Origin of the sequence: Paraglaciecola algarum (assembly GCF_021532655.1) — a bacterium.
Lineage (GTDB): Bacteria > Pseudomonadota > Gammaproteobacteria > Enterobacterales > Alteromonadaceae > Paraglaciecola > Paraglaciecola algarum.
This window is the reverse complement of the sequence record NZ_JAKGAS010000001.1, coordinates 621,968-643,211: the sequence shown is the minus strand read 5'-3', so window position 1 is coordinate 643,211 and position 21,244 is coordinate 621,968. Positions and strand designations below refer to the sequence as shown.

Sequence of the window (21,244 nt, the reverse complement as noted above, 5' to 3'; positions counted from 1 at the left end):
GATTGTGTCGACAAGCTATCTACAAATTAAATTATTGATTATTTTTCCAATCAATCAGTTTTTGAATTTGACCAAATGAAGCAAGGATCAAATGACAAGCTTGTAAATATCCTTTTTTATGAAAACTCTGCAAAGCTTCTCCAGACAAACTTGCAAGTTTTTCTTCATCAATATTATATATGCCGTTAAAACTTTTCTTTTCACCATTACTCAAGGGAAACGCAAGTTGTATCGGCATGATCAAATCGTTATCCAATAAAGCTTGAATAAACTGTTCTGTTCTCGGGCTCCCATGCACCAACTTAGCCAGTGCTTGACTGATCTTTTCTAAATAAGGAGTAGCGTTACCATTATCATCAAATAAGGCCTGCCCTTCTTTCTTATTGACTCGGCTACTGGCTAAATCAATCGTGACTACAGTATTGTCTTGGGTAGCCTGTTCTCCATCGTTGCCTTGAATACCAACCATAAAAGGTTGTCTGTATACATGTAAAGGAATATACCTAGCCTGCCAGTTTTTGTCTTGTAGATACAAATTTTCACCTTGCTCAAACCCCGTTAGAGCACTTATACCAAGTTTTCCGGTTTGGTTGTCCTTCAAAAAACAAACGGGATACTCTGCCACTAAAGCCCTTAGTTCGTCAGCTAAGACTGGAACAAAATGATGATTATCACCATATGTTACATCGCGGTCGGTGATCACCTGGAGGTCTTTATGTTGTTTAGGATCTAAGATAGTAAATTTAGACAAGATATACTCCTGGAATTAAATTGTTTGCATGCCATATTGACGAATTTTTTTAAGTAACTCCCTATTACTAGGAAGGCTAGACACCAGTTTGTTAGCTTGAGCAATATTGCGATTAAACAAGATATCTGCATTATGTTTGCTACTGTCTGACATACCTAATGGGCTTGTAGCAGTTTCAAAACCCATGCCATACAATACATATTGATAGCTGGCGGCAGGAAATACCTCTTTGGCATAAGTAAAATCTTCGTGCCATGGAGTTTGAAATTGCCACAATGCCAACATATCCTTTAAACTTTCGGGAATAGTAGCGGGATCTCTATGATCTATCCAAAACTGACTATCGTTACGCTTATTTAGCATATAGTGTAATTTTAAAAAATCGATAATACGTTGCCAACGATATAAAAATGTTTCGTTAAATCGTTTAGATACAATATCCATTGTTTTTCGATTCGCTGGAAATTGCTCTGCAACCATTTCAGCAGAAATCTCTACAAGCAATAAGGCCGAGGCTTCTAGGGGCTCTAAAAATCCAGCAGACAAACCAATAGCGACACAATTACGCTTCCAAAATACCTCTCTGTGACCGGCTTTAATATCAATTTCACGCACAGAAAGTTGTTCAGGGGCATTATAACTTTGCTTCACATACTCCATTAATTCTTGATAAGCGGAATCATCATCCGTGTGGTGACTTGAATATACATGCCCCACACCTTTACGAGTAGGTAGCCCAATGTCCCAAGTCCAACCATTTAATTGCCCAGTTGAAATAGTGTGAGAGGCAATAGGACTGTCATCGTCTTGATAAGGAACATGCAAGGCAATGGCTTTATCAACAAACAAAATATCATCACAGGGTTTAAAAGGTACCTGCTGATTTTTTCCCAATAACAATGACTTAAACCCAGTACAATCTATAAATAGGTCGCCAGCCAACTCACCAGCTTCCTTTGTATTAAGTGATTTAATATCGCCATTGATTAAATTATTAACACTTGTCACATGATCAAGCACATGCTTAACCCCTAAAGTTTCCACACAGTGTTTTTGTAAAAACGAGGAAAACGCGCCAGCATCTAAGTGATAAGCATAATTAGCCACAGCTGCATATTCGGGTGTGGCAATAGTTTTAGGAGCTAACCCACGTTCACACAAAGCATCTTGGTAACAAACAGTATCTGAAAAGGACCGTTTTGCACCTGATTGCAGCCAATGTTGCGCCAAATTAGTATTGTCGAAGTCTTGTGGCAGCACTAATGGATGATAATAAAAATCGTCTTCTTTGCCTGTTACCCACTTAGCAAATTTAGCACCTTGTTTAAATGACACATCACATTGATTGATAAAATCCGTTTCGCGAATACCCATCATCCTTAATGTTTTGCGCATTGTGGGCCAAGTGCCTTCACCTACCCCAATAATCGGCACATCGGGAGATTCAACCAAAGTAACACTATAGCCACCTTGATGTTCTTTTTTTAATTTAGCTGCCAACGTACCAGCAGTTAGCCATCCGGCAGTGCCACCGCCAACTATTACCACAGATTTAATGGGGTTAGTCATACTTCTATACTCCAAGCTAAACTAACAAGGTTAATATGGATATTTTCTATAGATAAAAATGGTCATTCATTTCCATCAATAAACAGATTGTACACATAGAAAATAGTCATACGCGATAAAATGAAAAAAGCCGCCACGAAAGTGGCGGCTTTACTTTCACACACATATTACGTTCAGAGCAATTAGAACTTAGCTCTTACACCAATATTAAAGCGCGGGCCATATTGTTCTGCATCTAATACTTGTTCAGCAAAACGACCATGACGACGAACAGTTTCATTGGTTAAATTAATACCATCAATAAATACCGACATAGTCTCATTTACGTCATAACTAACACTCAAATCCCACTGACCATATGCTTCAACGAATGTTGGTTCATTACCTAAGGCTTGTAGGAAGTCATCACGCCAGTTATAGGCCAGGCGAACTTGTAGCTCCTCATTTTCATAAAAACCGACTAAGTTACCAGAGTCACTCAAACCAGTTAGAGCAGCACTTTGACTAAAGTTAAATAGATCAAAAGTTTCGTCACTATTAACTATGGTATAGTTTGCTACTGCACCAAAGCCAGTCTCACCAAAGAAGTATTGTGCGTTTAATTCCCAACCATCGATCTTACGATCTTGTAGATTAAGTGGCGTGGTTACTTCCCACGTAATAACAGGATCACTAGCCTGACTGAAACATGCTGTGTTCTGACCAGAATCAGGGCAGCCTGGACGCGGAGTCACACTTGGATCAGTTAACGGTTCACCATTTACATTATTGATTACACGGTTTTCTGTACCTGTACCAATAAAGTTTTCAACAAACTTTTTATAGTAAGTGATTGACGCGGTGCTGCCGTCTTCTCCATACCATTCAACTGATAAGTCAAAGTTATCAGAGGTAAGGGGTAATAAACTAGGGTTACCTTGTGAGGCTCTAAATGGGCCTTCAGGACGCGGAGCATTTAAGCTAGTGCCAGGGAACATAGAACCAATGCCAGGACGCCCAATAGTGCGACTATAAGAAAAACGCGTAACAATATCGTCTGTAGCTTCTAATGATAAATCAAAGTTAGGCAATATTCTTGAGTACCCGCCATCTAAGCTTTGTGCGGCTTGAATATTGTCATCAATCACCTCCAACTCTTCAACATTACGGTAGTTTAACGCCACGATTCCGTCTTGTACTGAATAGGCTGATACATCCGTTTTTTCATAACGAACACCTACATTCATATCCACTGGCATTTCATTAAATTCAGTTTGGAAATCAAACTTCACATAAATAGCATCTGTTTTTTCAGTAATACCATTTGTAGTGATATTTGGTGCGCCAAATTGGCCTTCAGCTTTGACAATATCAATAAACTGATTGGCACTATATTGTGGAACTAGCGGAAACAATTGATCTGCACCTGAGAACTGATCCCCCGTATCACCCAAAGGAATGAAGGTTAAATCAAGATTAGTTAAGGGTACATTCACGAAGAAAAATGAACCACTTCTATAAGTATCTACTTGATAATCTGTTTGCTGGAAACCAAAATGGATATTTGCAAGGGCACCATCTTCCATGTTTTCCCATATACCCGCTAAATGAATTTGTTTCACTTGGTTTTCCATCTCTAAACCACGTTCTTGGTAAAGATCTGAAACTAAGTTAGCTTTATCATAGGCTGAGCCTGGAATTTTACTGTCATCAACTGTAATCGCTGGAATTTCACCACTAAAATTAGCGCCTATATCAACGCCATTGCCATCAAACTTGGGATTTTTCAGGTTCGCGATACGTTCATATATTCCATCTGGATTAGCATGAGATTTAGAATCATGAGCATCTAAAGAAAACTTTAAACTTTCAGTGGCTTGCCATTCGATATTAAGCCCCAAAGAATCGTTTTCTTTCTTTTCATAGTATTCCCATGCCCAAAAGTTTAATTCGTCATCAGGGTCAAAAGGGTTGATTACAGTACCGTTGGCATCTGCAGTACCAAACGGGTCATCAAACCAATAAGCAGAACGATTCGTGGTACTGGCTTCTTCAAAACGGGACATAGTATAATCAAAAGACGCTACTATGTTATCAGTAGGTGCTAGTTGTAATACTAACTGCGCATTTTGACGTTCGCGTTCCGTATCATAATGTTCCACAACTGCGGTCCACGGGTTCCAAAACGCTTGTTCAGGATTTTTAGAAGTATCAATGGCACTAGTATCAATTTGACTGCGGTTTCCTCTATTCCTTACCCAGCCGTCTGTTCCGATACGATCGCGATGGGAATCTCGTTCAGAATGAGAAGCAGAGAATAACACCCCAACTTTTCCATCCATAAAGACATTACTCACCATACCAGAGATTTCTGGCGTCACACTACTACCTTTTTCAACGCTTGTATCAACCACACCCTGTGCGCTAGCAAATGCTTTGAATTCACCATAATCAAATGGTTTAGCAGTCTGCACATTAATATTTGCACCAATACCACCAGAAGAGATATTTGATTTACCTGTCTTGTGAACTTCAACACCTCTGACCGACTCAGCCGCAATTTCTCTAAAGTTAAAGCTACGATTTGCGTTTTGAACCGATGATGTTGGCATTTGACGGCCATTAAGAGTCACCAAATTAAAGTTTGGTCCAAAACCACGGACAGTCACCTGACTCCCCTCATTATTAGCTCGATCTATCGATACACCAGTAATACGTTGTAAAGATTCTGCCAAGTTGGTATCAGGGAATTTACCTATATCTTCAGCCGTGATGGCATCAACCACCCCAGATGATGAACGTTTAATATTTGCAGAACTGGCAAGTGAACCGCGAATACCCGTGACGTTTATGATTTCTGTTTCGTCACTACCGGCTTCTTGCGCAAATAAATTAGGGCTAGTTGCCAATAGTACTGACATCGCTATTGAGTTGAGTGTGAACTTATGACTTTTCATATATATCCTCAGTGCTTGTTTGTGATTTTTTAATTGAATTTGTTTTATTAATGCAACAAACTACACAGATGATATACAAAACACCGTTAATTGTTAACAATTAAATAGAATAATACTGAATATAGATATATGAAATCAATTTAATTACACATAGGTAATTAAATATTTCACTTTAACTTTAAGGATTCTTCGGTTGTACATTTTATTAAAGTCATAGACTTAAACATCAGATAAAAACTTAACCCTATGGGAAATTTATAATGAAAAACCTTGTCAACCTATCCATATTTGCACTATTAAGCCTAGGGGGATTTACAAGTTGTAGCCCAACTAAAACCACAAATAAACTATCCTTAGAAAAAACACAATTCGGAGAGCATAACAATGCTCAAGTTGATCTATACACCCTAAAAAACAGCAATAACATGACAGTAAAAATCACTAATTACGGTGCAACTGTGACCAATATTATTGTGCCTAATAAAAATGGCGAGCTTGGATCAATCACCACTGGTTTTGATAAGTTCGAGAGTTACTTCAGCGACGAATATATTCAAAACTCCCCATACTTTGGTGGCACTGTGGGTCGTTACGCTTCCGTCATTAAAAATGCTGAATTTGCTTTAAATGGCACTAATTATCAGCTTGATAAAAATATGGGGGATAACCATTTACACGGGGGATCAATAGGCTTTGACCGTCAAGTTTGGCAATCTGATACCATTCAAAATCAAGAATATGTGGGAGTGAAATTTAGTTTAACCAGTCCTGATGGAGACCAAGGTTATCCAGGTAATCTAAAAGTAAGTATTGAATATCAGCTCAATAACAAAAATGAATTGTCAATGCACTACACAGCAACCAGTGATAAAGACTCGCCATTATCCCTGACAAATCATACCTACTTCAATCTAAATGGTTTTAACAGCGATATATTAGATCATAAATTACAGTTATTCAGTGAGCATATTTTAAAACCTGATGACTCAGGCATTGCAAATGGCGAGTTAGTAGCAGTAAAAAATACAGTCAATGATTTTAATCAAAACAAACGAATTGGCGATGCATTTAGCGAATTACCTATGGGATTTGAACACTTCTATGTATTTGACAACCCTAACAAACAATTGCAAAAAGTAGTCATTATGTCTGAAGCAACCAGCGGGCGCACACTTGAGGTTTTCACAACTGAACCCAGTACATTGCTGTATACAGGGCGATATACATCTGACAACTTAGCTCGCGAAGATGGCACTCAATACGGACAGTTTAAAGGCTTTTGTATAGAAACCTCTAAATATCAAAATGGCCCGAATATTCCAACCTCCCCTCGCTCAATACTTAAAGCAAATCAAAGCTACGATGAAACTACTGTTTATAAACTAAGCTGGTAAAAACTAAGTTGGTAAAAGCACAAGGCGCTGTTTAAAAACAGTGCCTTAACTTAAACCTAAACATAGAATAAGTGAAAAACTAACTCGCTTTGGTCAAAAGTTGTTGCATAGCAACTTTTAAGTTTTGTCGAATTTCACCTAGGTCGAGCCCGTTTATTTGGCCATTATCTACTACTTGTTTGCCATTAATAATTGAGGCTTTGATCTTAACAGGTTCACCAGCCATAACCGGAGCATAGATTGGGCTATGGTTACCCCAATAACGGTAATCACTTAGATCATATAAAACTAGGTCTGCTGCCTTCCCTATCTCTATCACTCCCAAATTGTCTAAACCTAATAAATTAGCGCCATTTTTACTGGCCCAGTTAATCACTTGATCAACTTGGGTGGCTTTGGGGCCATGTAAGCTTCTGTGCAATAACCAAGTAAGATTCAACTCTTGGATCATAGATCCAGATTCAGAAGAAGCTGAACCATCAACACCTAAGGTGACATTCATGCCAGCTGAATACATGGGTATTACTGGTGCCACTCCGCTACCTAAACGACAATTTGAAGTCGGACAGTGAGAAATTGAAGTACCAGTATCCGCCAGTAATTGGATATCTTGTTGATTGGCTTTAACTAAATGTGCAAACCACACGTCCTCACCTAACCAATTGCAAGATTGTGCATATTCCACCGCAGACAAGCCGTATTTATCCTTGGCTTGTATTTGATCAAATTCCACCTCTAATAAATGAGAGTGCATTTTTAATTTATGGCTTCTGGCAAATTCAGCCAATAACTTTAAATCATCAGACGTACTGCTATGAATTAAACTAGTTGGTGCCACCACTAGCCTGCGCATAGGGTTTACTTGATCTTGATGGTATCTATCAAAGCTATGCTCTAATCGAGTAATCATTTGCTCTATACTTTCGGGCACTATGTTCGAGCCTTTTAACCCCCTATGGCTGCCTGCATGAGTAGCGCCACCTCTACACAGCACCAAGCGGATCCCTACATCTTCTGCCGCTTGCCAAACTACATCTTCTAATTCTTGTGTCACACTTTCATGGTAAAGGTAATGATGGTCACAACAGGTGGTTGCGCCAGAGCGTAATAACTCAGAAAATCCCAATACGGCAGCGTAATACATCAATTTAGGCTCTATATGCGGCCAAAATCGATAAGGTACGTTTGCTAACCATTCCCCTAAATTATCATCAAGGCCTTCCGGTATCGCTTTTAATACTGTTTGGGCAATATGATGGTGTGTGTTGATTAAACCTGGATAAACCACACAGTTTTTGGCATCTATTACTTGCTCGTTTGAAGTAGCCAGTAAATTATGACCAACTTCAGTGATCACACCATTGCTAATGCGAATATCACATGTTTCGCCTAATTGACTGGTTAAATGAGATGGTAAAAACACCCCAAGGGCATTTTGAATTAAATAAAACATACAAGTGCTCCGTTAAACTTCAGAGCAATGTCTCGGGATAATCCCTAACCGCTTCTACTTCTGAATATGAATTCAGGCAAAACTATATCTAAATATTAAGTCAACAAAAAGCCCCATTTGGGAATCTTCCTTACGCGACAAAACATTACAAACCAAATTGGTGCAAAACAACATACTCACTGCACTGACTCAGTACAATTATATTTTGTTATTTACCCAGATAAATCATAACCGATTGATATTTAATACAAATAAATAAAATGGCACACTTGGTGCTACAACTAAATCACATAAATAAAATTTTATTTTTGTAATGAGTAGAAGCAGTCAAGTTTTACTAACTATAAAGCTCGGGCATTGCTCACAACGATCTAGTGGTGAATTTGGCCTATAAGATTGTTCGTGGATAATGCATGCCATCACGTTTACCGCATTACTTTGCAATCAATTAATTCAAAGCCACTTAGTCGTTTAATCCATTTTATTTTCATTGGAGTTAGCGATGTATACATCAGTATTAAAACGTTTAGGTACCTACTTAATTATTAGCCTAGTGACGAGCTCAGCATTAGCCCAAGACAAGGTCACATTTCAATTAGATTGGCTACCGGGTGGAGATAAAGCCCCTGTTTATGTAGCCATAGATAAAGGTTTTTTTGCCAAGCAAAACTTAGAGGTTAAGATTTCTCACGGTCGAGGATCAACCGACTCCTTAACTAAATTAGCCATGGGTATGTCGGATATTGGTTATGCCGACCTATCATCATTATTAACAGCAAAAGCCCAAAGTAACATTCAAGTATCAGCGGTGATGAGCGTATTTAATAAGGCCCCTCACGCATTTTTCACCTTAGAAGACTCTGGTGTAACTAAAGCGTCTGATATTAAAGGTAAACGTATTGCCACCTCTGCATTTACCTCTTCTAATGTGTTTTTGCCCTTATTGATGGAATTAAACCAAGTTCCTAAAAATAGTATCCGTTTTATAAAAGCTGATCCTGGCGCACTTGGCCCCATGTTAGTGACCGGTAATACTGATGTTGTGATTTCTTGGTTAACCGACTCAGTAAAGTATCAATCTCAAGCAAACAATATTGGCAAGAAGTTAACTGTTTTACCTTGGTACGATGCAGGTTTAGAGTTTTACGCCACTGTGTTAATTGGCAATGACAAGTTTTTAAATAACAAACCAGATATAGCCAAGCGATTTTTAATCGCCTACAAAAAAGCCATAGAATTCACCTGGCAACATCCTCAACAAGCTGCAGAAATAGTCAACAAAATAGTGCCTGAAGTAGACAAAAAAGTGGCTTTAGAAACGATAACCTCAATCAAAGGGCTAGTATTTAATGAAGTTACAAAAGCTCATGGATTAGGGGCAATTAATAAAGAAAGGCTAGCTACATCTTGGTCTTGGGTAGCTAAATCACAGGGGTTTGAACATTCAAAACTGGACCCAGAAACCGCTATCAACCGAAGTTTATTACCACCAGTAAATACAACTAGCTCTTTAGTTAATGCTGAGGCTGCTTTATGAATCCTCATGTGAAATTTAGTCAAGTTGGCCACACTTACACTTCTGAAAATGGTCAAGCAGTATGTGCTTTAAAAGGCATTAATTTTAATATTTATAAAAATGAATTTATCGCGGTTTTAGGACCATCCGGCTGTGGTAAATCCACCTTACTACGTTTGTTGTCAGGCCTTTATGAAGCCACAATGGGTGAAGTGTCCATTTTTGGTACAAAAGTGACAGAGCCACAATCTAATACGGGCATTGTTTTTCAAAAGCCAACCTTGTTACCTTGGAAAAACATCCTACAAAACGTGGTATTTCCTATTCAACATAAACAAGGCCGGGTGTCTTCTAAAGACATAGAGTCTGCCAAAGCTATGCTTAAACTTGTTGGCTTAGAGGAATTTGCCCAGCACATGCCTAATCAGTTATCTGGTGGTATGCAACAAAGAGTGGGTATAGCGCGAGCATTATTAATGGATCCAGAAATATTAATTATGGACGAACCCTTTTCAGCACTAGATGCCCTTACTCGCGAAGAAATGGGCTTTGAGTTGCTTAACATTTGGCGTCAAAAACCCAAAACTGTGTTGTTTATCACTCACTCTATTTCAGAAGCCGTGTTATTAGCCGACCGAGTTTTAGTGCTCAGCCCTAGACCCGCTAGTGTGATTGGTGAAATTAAAATTGATCTGCCTAGACCACGGAATATAGACAGCATAAAAACGTCAGAATTTTCTGAATACACAGATCAAATTAGGCAGTTGATTTATCGTCCAGAAACCCAAACTGAGAACCAAGAGAGTGATCTAACACCAACACTGGCTGAGCAATCAGAGGGAAGCACTAATGCATAAATTTAATTTATCTTTTAGCCAGCTATTACCAAGTTTAACCCTTTTAGCTTTATTGCCAATTTGGGAAACTGCTGTGTATATTTTTGAAATTCCTAACTTTTTATTACCCGCCCCAAGTGAAATTATGCAGGCTTTTCTAAACGTAGAATGGAGCCGCTGGTCCACACACTTGTGGGCAACATTAAGAGTAGCAATATTAGGCTTTTTAATGTCCTTGTGCATTAGTATTCCATTAGCTGTGATAATGGTGAGATCTAAATTTTTAGCTAAAACCATATACCCACTTTTAGTGATTATTCAATCCACTCCAGTGGTCGCCATTGCACCATTATTGATAGTGATGTTTGGTGCTGGCGAGTCACCTAGATTAGCCATTACCTGTTTAATTACGTTTTTCCCTTTGGTGGTGTCAGCTACCACAGGCATGATGTCAACGCCTGAAGAATTGATTGAATTGTCTAAGTCTTTAGGTGCATCACCAGCCAAAGAAATTTGGCATATTCGCCTACCTTATGCCGTACCTCATATATTTAGTGGTATGAAAGTGGCTATCACCTTATCCATTATTGGCGCTGTGGTAGCCGAATTTGTAGCGGCAGAGCAAGGCCTAGGATATTTTGTCCAATTTTCAACCTCTTATTTCAAAATACCCCAAGCGTTTGCAGCCTTATTGTTTTTATCAGTGCTAAGTTTGTTGTTATTTAAAGCTGTGCAACTGGTGCAGTACCTGTTTTTCAGATGGAGTTTACAAAAGTAATTTCCTAGATAACCTCTAAATTAACAAAAAATATTTTACCGGAGTATAAGCGGCTGGACTATTCCAGCATTGCTCCACTCATTAAGAAGACAACCTTTTTAAATAAGCGAGCAATTATGAAAACTAAACACAGTCAAAACCAAAGTTATGATTTACAAGAATTAAACTTTGAGTCAAACCTAAAAAACGTCAAAGAAGATGTTGGCCAAGTAAAGGTCCCTATTATTGATCTATATAATTTTGAGCAACGATTCAAAGAAATTAGTGAAGACCTTTGGCAAGCTGCCACACAAGTAGGATTTTTTCAATTAACCCGTCACGGTATTGCTTTAGACACCATTAATACCGCCTTTGATGCTTCAAAATCTTTCTTTTCATTAAATAAAACCCAGAAAAGCCAATATCCTCTCAAAAATGGCCTCAATGCAGGTTGGGAATACATGGAGCAAGTTAGGCCTTCAACTGGTAGTGCAGACCAAAAAGAGTCCTACCAAATCACCTTGCCACATATGCAAGATCTTTGGCCAAACACCGAACTAACTCAGTTTAAACAAGATGTGTTAACTATGGAGCATCAAGCTTGGTCATTGGGCATGAAAGTATTAAGTTGTTTTGCTTACAAACTAGGTTTTCAACGGGACTTTTTTACTCAAGCACACAACAAAGACAAAGCTGATTATCAGAGCACTTTACGCTTATTACATTATTTACCTCAAGACAAAGACACTCAATTTGATAAAAATACATGGCGCGCCGGCGCTCATACAGATTTTGATTGTTTAACTATGGTGTTTCAAAAACAAGGACAAGGTGGCTTACAGGTATGCCCAGGTAAAAATGCGGATCAGCACCAATCTTGGACCGAAGTAGACGCCATTGACGGAGTGATTACATGCAACATTGGCGATATGTTAATGCGTTGGAGCGACGATAAGCTAAAATCGACTTTTCACAGAGTAAGAATGCCTAAACCAGAAGAAATCACTCAAGCTCGTTACAGTATGGCTTTTTTCTGCCAGGCCAATAAAAATGTGATCATTCAAGGTTCAGAAAAATCTTATAAGCCAATTAGTGCCGAAGATTATTTAAACATGCGAATAGCAGCTAATTTTGCTTAATTGCCTATAACAATCGCCTTAACTTAGGTGAGTGTTATTTGTTTTTTAAAAAACTGACACTCACCTACTACAAATACTTTTGTTGCACCTAATCCCAGTCTAAATTTACAGCTTCTGGGCTATATTTAAACTAATGATAAAACTCAAAGCCTTACTTAAAAATACAACTAATTTACTATTTAGTTTCTAATTATTTTTACGTAACATAGCAGCTATTAATCTTTGAGTTATATCCATGCAAGTTGTTTTGCTGAGTTTATACAGTGAGGTAAGTTAATTTGCGGTATCTGTTAATCCTAGTTGTCACATTTTGCACAAACATTGCTTATGCCACATCAATAAAACACACAGCTCCGTTACAAGCCAATGACGTTCAAAAAGATTACTTTATATTACTGCTTAAAAAGGTCTGTGAACAAATAAAACAACATGGAAGTCCTTGTGAATTAGAACCAGTTTCTTTACCCATGCTGCAGCAAAGACAATTAACTAGTTTAAATAAAGGGCTACTAGATATTGTATGGACAGTGACAACTAAAGAGCGTGAGAAGGAATATCTAGCGGTTAAAATCCCCTTAATGAAAGGCTTAATAGGTGCAAGAATAGCGGTTTTAAACAACCAACATCAAAACCTATTTAACAACCCCAATATGTTCCCCAAAATTAAACAACTTAGACTAGCTCAAGGTCACGATTGGCCAGATGTGAGTATACTGCGTGAAAACGGCTACCATGTTGTGGAAACAAGTTGGTATAAGTTAATGTATCGAGATATTGCTAAAAATCTTTATGATTATTCGTTAAGAGGTGTCTTCGAAATATACTCAGAGTATTCACACTTTAAGCAAGACAATCTCACTATTGACAATTCCTATTTATTTTATTATCCGTCTGCAATATATTTTTTTGTTAAACGCGATAATCAAAACTTAGCAGCAAAAGTTTATACAGCCCTGTTAGCAATGATCTCGAGTGGAGACTTTGATAAATTGTTATACCAATATCCAGCTCATAAAACAGCTTTAGAAAAGGCTGCATTAAACGAGCGAAAGGTGATTAGACTAAAAAACTCTCTTTTACCCAGTTCTGCACCTTTAAATAATAAAAGTCTTTGGTTTCAATTTAATAAGTAAGTTAACCAGCATTAATTACCCTATTAGCTAACAATTGGTTAAGTTTATTTTTTGGGGTTTTAGCTATTTTTTGAGCCAATGAAAAAGGAATGTCATCTAAAGTATATTCTTTACGTACTTGTTCTAACATGACTAACCAAAGTTTTGCGGTCATTTCTGCGTCGAATAACGCTCGGTGAAACTCTCCTTCTGCATGAATATTTGTATAGTCGATCAAGGTTGATAATTTATGATTAGTAGCGTTTTGATAAATTCTGCGGGCAATTAACATCGAACAAGCAAAATCCCCTTGGTAATATCGAGAAATCCGAGTTAATTCAGCGTCTAAAAATCGTTTATCAAATGAGGAATTATGAGCCACTAGATTGAAACCTTGAATAAAATCAGCAAATTGCTGCATTACCTCTTCGCAACTTGGCTGGCCTTGAAGCATGTAGTTGGTGATCCCAGTATAGTTTTCAATAAAACTGTTTATTCTTCGACCTGGGTTCATTAATGCTTGAAACCGATCTGTAACCACACCAGCTTCAATTTTCACAGCCCCTATCTCAATTGCCCTATCTCCATGATCAGGTGACAACCCCGTTGTTTCAAAATCTAAAACTATGACTGTATCTGCGTTACTCACGGTACTCACTAATAAATCGTTCCTCTAGTTGATGCAAAAATAATCTCGATAGCAGGTTATGTAATTTAAGACTTTTGCATTTGTTGTTGAATGTTAATCACGATAAATTCTGCAGGTTGGGTTAGCGCTACACAAACACGAACATTTAATAAACCTTCTAAGATATCGTTAGCGGTCATAGTTGAACCTAACCCCACTTCAACTCGAAATGCATCGCTAGGGCTTGCTCCACACAAAGCCCCTTTTTTCCATATCTCCGTCAAAAAATATTTTATATTGTTGCGTAAACTCGTCCAAGTATTGGCATCGTTACTTTGAAACACAAAAGGTTTACAAGCCATTATTATCGACTGCTCTATCATTATGGCCGTGCGCTTAACTGGTAAGTACCGCCAATCTGCTGAGTTGGCGTCTAAGGTTCTCGCCCCCCACACCAAAATGCCTTGACCACTGAAATTCCGAATGGCATTGATAGACTTACCACTAACGGCAGAATTTAGGTTCTCTTGCTCTGCATCACTTATGGCAACGGGTAAGTCGATAGCAGAATATAATGCTACATTAGCAGGTGCTTTCCAAACACCCTCATTGTTATCAACCTGGCATAAAACACCTGCCATTATTGCTGAGGGTGGCAATAGATTTATTTGGGCATAAATTTCATTTATCAATTGCGCAAAAATTTTACTTACGTTAAACAACACCTTATTCAAATGATCTTGTTCTTCTGAACTTAAAGGCTGTCCTTGTTTATTTTTTGAAGTTTTTAATTCTTCTAGAAGAGCTTCATACTGGTCTTTTTGGTGTTTAATTTTGTCGATGATTCTTTGATCATCTTTTCTTTTTAATCTGGTTAATTGTAGGTCTAACGGGCTAACTAACTCTGTCTTGAGTAGTTCAATTAATTTGGCTATACAAGTGACTTCAAGATTCTTATAACTAATGCTCTCTTTAGGCACAACTGTGGTGTTCAACCATGGATAATAAGCAGCAGCATAATCTAAACAATCCTCACCGATACCCTGACGAAATTCTGCAATCGGATCTCGACTAACTGTTTTGGGTAAATGGCCATCATAAACATCTAATATTGCCACCCTATTTTTCATAGTGCGCCCACAATGCTTTAACATAGCCTGCTGTAGTTGGTAACACTCACTAGCAGCTAGTTTAACCGCTTCTGGAGCAACTAGAATTGTAGGCTCTTGCTCTTTAGTTAAAACATCTAACCCAGTCTGCATTGCTTTAAGAGTGATCTCATCATCGTAACTTCCAACTGAAATTAGAAAACATTCACTACCACCATTATCAAAAAATAAACGTATTGCGTGGTACAAAATGTAATTTTTTGCATAAGGTGAAATTTTATAATCTTCGCTGCCTAGCGTGACAGATGATGTGATAAATGATAAACCAAGGGACGACGTACTTTGTTCTTCAAATGTAAATTTAGTAATGGCTTGGCCACCAAAAAATAAATAATATTGAGCCCAAGACTTAATCTTAATGGCTATATTCGTAAGGCTTGTTCCATCGATATGAGTGGCTTTTTCGGTGAATCCAATAAAAGCTGGTATGTCACTGGCGACTTCTACCACAAAATCATTTAAAGTCGCAACTTCAGTTATATACACGCTTGGGGTTTTCATATCACGCATACTATTTCCTTTTGATAGACGTAAATGGAGATTAATTTTCTAAATGATCTTAACTTAATTAAATAGTAGCTTAAGAAACTTTAATAGTAGTCAATTAAAAACTGGCGTCCGCATTAAATGCCATAAATTGCTTAGAAACTGGATGACAAATCTTCAGATATTGTGCATGTAGTAATAATCGGCTCGACACTTTTCCGTACAAATCATCTCCCACAATCGGCATATTTAAACCTTGAGCATGGGCGCAGTGCACTCTTAATTGGTGAGTTCTACCAGTATGAGGCGTTAACAGGATCTTGGTTTGTTGATTAGTGAGATCTCTATCAATCACTTGCCAAATGGTTTTTGCTGGCTTTCCTTCATTAAAACAAACCAATTGTTTTGGTCTATCATAAAAATCACCGGTAAGAGGTAACTCTATCACGCCTTGCTCTTGTTCTAGTACTCCATCGAGCATAGCCACATACTGCTTTTCAACTTCACGATTAATAAATTGTTTCTGTAGGATTTTATTAGCCTGTGCCGTCAGCCCCAGTACCATTAATCCTGAGGTAGCCATATCTAATCTATGTACAATAAGCGGCCCACTAGCTTTGGGGTAGAGTAACTTAATGCGCTGTAATACTGAGTCAGAAACGTGTTTACCCGGCACAGATAATAAACCACTGGGTTTATTGATGACCAAAATGTCTTCATCTTCATAAACAATTTCTATCGCTAGTTTGGCACCTTTATTTTGCAAAAATGGATTGGGCTCTATTTTCATGCCCTGCAGCATATGCTGCAATATTGGCTGGCATTTACCAATACAGGCTGGGTAGAACTGTTTATGCTTTTTCACTTCTGACTTAGGTGACGCTCCCCACCAAAATTCAGCAATGGCTAAAGGTGTTAATTGGTTAACAAAAGCATATTGCAAAAGTTTAGGGGCGGCGCATTCCCCTGCCCCAGCAGGAGGCGTTTTTACTGACGTTTCGGCGAATATATCAAGTAGGCTTTTTGGCTCTAAGGCTCTGTTTAAAAAAACATATTGTTTAAATATGGATTCTTGAAGTTGTGATGAAGCATTTTTACGTGTTTGTTTAATCTCTTTTAGTTCGTGCTCAAGCACATCCAACTCTGCTTGTAACTTAGTTGCCTTACTTTGCCAGTTTTCAATTAACTGGTTTAATCTCCATTTATCATAAACACTTTGTTCAGCAAGTGTGTTTAGTAAAACTTGGTACTGATCCGCAGTTAATTCAGCTTGTGAGGCTTTTCGTTTTTGTTTACGTAATTTACGATTTTCAATTAATTCGGCCCGCAAATTTGATTCTTTCTTACCCCCCTGCTCTTTTATCTGTGCTAATTGATGAATTAAAGACTGGCGTTGAGCAGTAGATTCTAATTTTTTGATCTGGCTATTTAACTGATTGATTGAGACTTGCTCAGTTAAAAAGAAACTGTCTTCGCTCAACAAATCAAAAACCGGAGGAACAAAGCCTTGAAGATGATTTTGCTCTGCAAGTTTGCCAGAAAAAGCCGATATAAAGCCTATTTCTTGTTGTTCATTCTTTACTAACAATACGCCGAACATCTTACCAATTATATTATTAGGATCATCACCTAGACCAAAATTATGCTGCCAGTCTTTCTGCTCTTCCAATACCTGCTGTAGTTGCTCTGCTGCCAATACACATAAAGCATGGGGTTGGTAATAAAATGGAAAGGTAAATCGTTCCGGTAAAGAATAATTTTTGGGTAGATTGATAAATCGGGTAAAACAACTTGTGTCCACGGGCATACTTTACTCTTGGTGATCCAGCATAGTTACTCGTTGTAATCCAACATGCTAATGTGGTTTTTAATACTAGGGATCACGTCTTCTTGATGATGATTAACGTAAAGTAAACTTGTTGTGCCTTGTCGCGCAAGCAAATCAATCAGAGCTAAAACCTTTAAGCGGTTTATTTCATCTAGACCGTTACAAGGCTCATCCAAAATTAACAAACTTGGATGTTTAACCATAGCTCGAGCAATCAAAACCAATCGTTGATCACCAAAGGATAGCTGTTGAAAGCCAGTTGTAGCTTGATCTTCCAATGCCATTAACGATAACCACTGATGAGCCAAGCTTATTTGTCGAGTAGTTGGGGTTTTATACAAGCCAATGCTGTCGTAAAACCCCGACAATACAACATGTAATACTGAACAATTAACCCTGTAGTCCAAATGTAAAACATTCGACATATAACCAATATACTGCTTGATTTGCCAGATTGTTTCACCACTACCTCGCTGATAGCCAAAAACAAAAATATCATTGACATAACATTGGGGATGATCCCCAGTAATTAGGTTTAACAAACAGGTTTTACCTGAACCATTTGGCCCAGTGACTTGCCAATGTTGATTGGCTTGTATGGTCCAATCTAGATCTTTAAATACAACAGAGTCTCCATATTGTACTTTAGCATTAGTTAACTTAACTAATGGATCGTTACTATTAAGTGGTCTAGGGCCGAATATTTCACTATCGGTTTGCGGTAACCTTAGTTCAACTTGTTGCAAATGTTGTAACTGTTTGACCTGGGTAATGAGTTCATCTAACTTGCTATTAACATCATTATTAAGATCGCCAGCAGAGTCTTTTTCAACCTTGGCCTGCCACTGAATTTCTGCGTTATCCATCAGCACAAGTTGCTGACAATAACTAGGTACTTCAGTCACGCGATTTAATACAAATAAAAACGTCACCTTGTCAGAAATTGACAGTAATAACTCAGACAGTCCAATACAGGTTTTATTATCTAACCCGTCCCATGGTTCATCTAATATCATTAAGCTTGGTTCACTAATAATCGATTTAGCTATTAATAACTTTTTGGTTTCGCCCGTCGATAAGGCGCGAAAAGGTCGTTCTAATAACGGCTCTAAAGAAAAGCACTTTAAAACTTTTAAGACTAGATTTTGATCTAGTTGACTTGATTCAATACCTTCATATAACACCTCTTCGACACTAGTTGGCTCGGGGATGACATCCCAAATATCGGCGCAATCTTTTTGTTTTTCGGCTTCAATCAAGGCTTGTTGCTGTTCAATTGACACCCATCTAAGCTGTTTTATGATGTCAGCAGCCCCACTTTCCAATGTACCGTTACCAGCTAAAAAAGCACTTAAGGCGGTTTTCCCGCTACCATTTCGACCTAAAACAACCGTATGTTGTAGCTTTGATATGTTTAATTCTGTGATGTTAAGTTCAAATGACGATTGGAATCTAATTAGACAGGAAGATAAAGAAACTAAGGGATCTGTGATATTCATAAATAGCGATTTAGAAAGTAGAAGTTTCGAGCTGTTAGGACATTTTCAAGATTATAACACTAAGAAGACCGCAAAGTGCGGCCTTCTTATAGGGATGTTGTTAGACGTAAACGGGCTAAAAGCTAGTTTTCTAAAACAGCAATATTTTGCTCTGAAATAATAGGGCCATCAGGATTAAATGTGCCACTTAACTTCATTTCATCAGATTGTTCAGCAATATAATTCAACAAACAACTACCATAATTAGTTTTAGCTTTGGCTAACTTAGTGCCATCGTCTGTTCGCACCAAAATAGTATCGCCTGGTGAAAAGTCTCCATTAACACTGACTATTTCATCACTGGTTAACTGCACACTTTCAGTTTCTAACGAAGCAGAAAAGTCATTATCGACCACCACTTCACCCTGCGAAGTTGAAGTGTGTGTCATCCAATGCAAATGTTCGTGCATAGGCGTTTCATCAGGTTTGAAGTATGTGCCAGGGTTGTTACCTTCAAGTAAAAGGTTAAACGAACGTTCACTAAAACCGTTTACAATATAGGTATGCACACCGTTTGACACAGCTTTTTCAGCGGCTTCTATCTTAGTTTTCATACCACCAGTGCCGACTAAACTTGTCGCGTCACCAGCTATAGAATAAATATAAGCATCAATTTCAGCTACTTCAGGAATAAGTTTGGCATCTTTATGAGTATTTGGGTTTTTGTCATACAAACCATCAACATCTGAACAAATGATTAACGAATCAGCCCCAGCCGCCGCCGCAACCATAGCCGACATATTATCATTGTCACCCACTTTCAGATTGTCTGTGGTGACAGTATCATTTTCATTTAAGATGGGAAGTATGCCGTTTTCCAGTAAGCATGAAATGGTTTCTTTAATACTGATGTAACGTTCACGATCTCGCAAATCACCGTGAGTTAATAATATTTGCGCTGTTGGAAAATCAAATAACTTATCCCATGTGGCCATCATTTCTGTCTGTCCGGCTGCAGCCATGGCTTTTTTCATTGCTACACTAGGTGATACATTATCAGCGAATAACTTAGCCCCTGCCGCCACAGAACCTGAGGAAACAAGCACCACTTCTATACCTTTCATTCGGCAGCGAATAATGAACTGCGCAATACTCAATAGGTAAAAGCTACTACAGCCTTTTTTGTTTGGGGCAATCAAAGCACTACCAATTTTAATTACTATCCGTTTTGAATTTAAAAATCCCATTATTTTCCATCCCACATTAAAATTGTTGTGACCCAATGCTGCCCAATATTTTCTAAGAGAATCGAATAAAACTTAAACACAGTAAACATATATACCTTTTATTTATTAAAACTTAATGTACTTAATTACTAGGTAATTAAAAAAATTATTTAAATTTGATTACTATTAATTAGTGTACGAATTAAATTATAACAGAATACAGAACAAATTTTCAACAACATAAAATATAACATGGTATAAAATGGGAGAATGGTAAATTTATAAGGCCTACAAAAACCAATTCGTCTTCTAAGATATTTAGCGAAAATATTAATATTTACTTCACTAATACTTAATAGATCGATTTATATTTAATTTACTTGTATATAATAATTTAAGACTCAATAAAGATTTAAAGCCCGCAATACATAATTTAAAAAGTTTGATAAAATAGCTGGAATTTGCGGTCCATTGGTTAACAAAATGCAGAAGTATGAAGAATTACTTGTTTCACTGAGAAAAGTTATAAGAGCCATTGATCTATATTCAAAAAAGTTGAATAAAGAAACGGGTTTAACCAGCCCACAATTAATTGTTTTGCATGAAATTGCAGCTAAAGACGGCATGATGGTCAAAGACATAGCTGAAAACATCAATCTAAGTTCAGCTACTGTGACTAGTATTCTAGATAGGTTAGAAAGCCGGAACCTAGTCGTCAGAGAAAGGTCTTCCATCGACAAGCGCAAAGTAGGCTTGCACTTGACAGAGTCTGGTACCAATACCATTCAAGATGCTCCTACTCCTTTGCAAGAACATTTTATTAATCGTTTTGAGAAGCTTGAAGAGTGGGAACAAACTCAAATGTTATCTACCATGCAACGTATTGCCAAAATGATGGATGCCGACGACATTGACGCATCCCCATTATTAGAAGTAGGCCAGATCCATAACCTCCTGCAAAGTTAA

At 37.8% G+C, this 21,244-nt stretch carries 16 protein-coding genes; 7 read left to right on the top strand and 9 right to left on the bottom strand.

What is annotated here, in order from left to right:
- Nucleotides 1–31 precede the first annotated feature (31 nt).
- The 3 genes from L0668_RS02630 to L0668_RS02620 all read right to left on the bottom strand — a co-directional run bounded on the left by L0668_RS02630 (nucleotide 32) and on the right by L0668_RS02620 (nucleotide 5,256).
- Nucleotides 32–751: a SapC family protein gene (locus tag L0668_RS02630; RefSeq protein ID WP_235310502.1), complete on the bottom strand. Its 720-nt coding sequence runs from the start codon at nucleotides 749–751 to the stop codon at nucleotides 32–34.
- Between the two features lie 15 nt (nucleotides 752–766).
- Nucleotides 767–2,320, bottom strand: coding sequence for a tryptophan halogenase family protein (locus L0668_RS02625; RefSeq protein ID WP_235310501.1), 1,554 nt, complete (start codon nucleotides 2,318–2,320; stop codon nucleotides 767–769).
- Between the two features lie 182 nt (nucleotides 2,321–2,502).
- A complete protein-coding gene (locus tag L0668_RS02620) occupies nucleotides 2,503–5,256 on the bottom strand; it encodes a TonB-dependent receptor (protein ID WP_235310500.1) in 2,754 nt (917 codons plus the stop codon).
- Between the two features lie 260 nt (nucleotides 5,257–5,516).
- On the opposite strand from L0668_RS02620, the gene L0668_RS02615 reads away from it, so the two are divergent.
- Nucleotides 5,517–6,650, top strand: a complete 1,134-nt coding sequence (locus L0668_RS02615) for an aldose epimerase family protein (protein ID WP_235310499.1) — start codon at nucleotides 5,517–5,519, stop codon at nucleotides 6,648–6,650.
- A 79-nt stretch (nucleotides 6,651–6,729) separates the two neighbouring features.
- Here L0668_RS02615 and L0668_RS02610 read toward each other — a convergent pair whose 3' ends face one another.
- The gene (locus tag L0668_RS02610; RefSeq protein ID WP_235310498.1) at nucleotides 6,730–8,103 is read right to left on the bottom strand and encodes an amidohydrolase family protein; all 1,374 of its coding nucleotides are present in this window, start codon (nucleotides 8,101–8,103) and stop codon (nucleotides 6,730–6,732) included.
- 502 nt (nucleotides 8,104–8,605) lie between these two features.
- Between L0668_RS02610 and L0668_RS02605 the strand changes: the two genes are divergently transcribed.
- From L0668_RS02605 to L0668_RS02585, 5 genes are all read left to right on the top strand, one after another.
- Nucleotides 8,606–9,640, top strand: a complete 1,035-nt coding sequence (locus tag L0668_RS02605; protein WP_235310497.1) for an ABC transporter substrate-binding protein — start codon at nucleotides 8,606–8,608, stop codon at nucleotides 9,638–9,640.
- Nucleotides 9,637–10,476 (top strand): ABC transporter ATP-binding protein, encoded by an 840-nt coding sequence (locus tag L0668_RS02600; RefSeq protein ID WP_235310496.1) that lies wholly within the window; start codon nucleotides 9,637–9,639, stop codon nucleotides 10,474–10,476. The genes L0668_RS02605 and L0668_RS02600 overlap by 4 nt, the downstream gene beginning before the upstream one ends.
- Complete coding sequence (locus tag L0668_RS02595; RefSeq protein ID WP_235310495.1) at nucleotides 10,469–11,233, top strand: ABC transporter permease; 765 nt, start codon at nucleotides 10,469–10,471, stop codon at nucleotides 11,231–11,233. Before L0668_RS02600 ends, L0668_RS02595 begins: the two co-directional genes overlap by 8 nt.
- Nucleotides 11,234–11,349: 116 nt before the next feature.
- On the top strand, nucleotides 11,350–12,351 hold the full coding sequence (locus L0668_RS02590) for an isopenicillin N synthase family dioxygenase (RefSeq protein WP_235310494.1): 1,002 nt from the start codon (nucleotides 11,350–11,352) through the stop codon (nucleotides 12,349–12,351).
- A 278-nt stretch (nucleotides 12,352–12,629) separates the two neighbouring features.
- On the top strand, nucleotides 12,630–13,484 hold the full coding sequence (locus tag L0668_RS02585; protein ID WP_235310493.1) for a transporter substrate-binding domain-containing protein: 855 nt from the start codon (nucleotides 12,630–12,632) through the stop codon (nucleotides 13,482–13,484).
- Nucleotide 13,485: 1 nt separating this feature from the next.
- On the opposite strand, the gene L0668_RS02580 is transcribed toward L0668_RS02585, so the two are convergent.
- The 5 genes from L0668_RS02580 to proB all read right to left on the bottom strand — a co-directional run bounded on the left by L0668_RS02580 (nucleotide 13,486) and on the right by proB (nucleotide 20,299).
- Entirely contained in the window at nucleotides 13,486–14,112 is a 627-nt protein-coding gene (locus L0668_RS02580; protein WP_235310686.1) for a 3'-5' exonuclease, read from the bottom strand.
- A gap of 65 nt (nucleotides 14,113–14,177) precedes the next feature.
- Entirely contained in the window at nucleotides 14,178–15,770 is a 1,593-nt protein-coding gene (locus L0668_RS02575) for a phage tail sheath family protein (RefSeq protein ID WP_235310492.1), read from the bottom strand.
- A 94-nt stretch (nucleotides 15,771–15,864) separates the two neighbouring features.
- Nucleotides 15,865–17,553: an RluA family pseudouridine synthase gene (locus L0668_RS02570; RefSeq protein WP_235310491.1), complete on the bottom strand. Its 1,689-nt coding sequence runs from the start codon at nucleotides 17,551–17,553 to the stop codon at nucleotides 15,865–15,867.
- Nucleotides 17,554–17,579: 26 nt separating this feature from the next.
- Nucleotides 17,580–19,073 carry an ATP-binding cassette domain-containing protein gene (locus L0668_RS02565; RefSeq protein ID WP_235310490.1) on the bottom strand — a complete coding sequence of 498 codons (1,494 nt, stop codon included), beginning with the start codon at nucleotides 19,071–19,073 and terminating at the stop codon, nucleotides 17,580–17,582.
- A 122-nt stretch (nucleotides 19,074–19,195) separates the two neighbouring features.
- The gene (gene proB, locus L0668_RS02560) at nucleotides 19,196–20,299 is read right to left on the bottom strand and encodes a glutamate 5-kinase (RefSeq protein ID WP_235310489.1); all 1,104 of its coding nucleotides are present in this window, start codon (nucleotides 20,297–20,299) and stop codon (nucleotides 19,196–19,198) included.
- Between the two features lie 462 nt (nucleotides 20,300–20,761).
- Between proB and L0668_RS02555 the strand changes: the two genes are divergently transcribed.
- Nucleotides 20,762–21,244: a MarR family winged helix-turn-helix transcriptional regulator gene (locus L0668_RS02555; RefSeq protein WP_235310488.1), complete on the top strand. Its 483-nt coding sequence runs from the start codon at nucleotides 20,762–20,764 to the stop codon at nucleotides 21,242–21,244.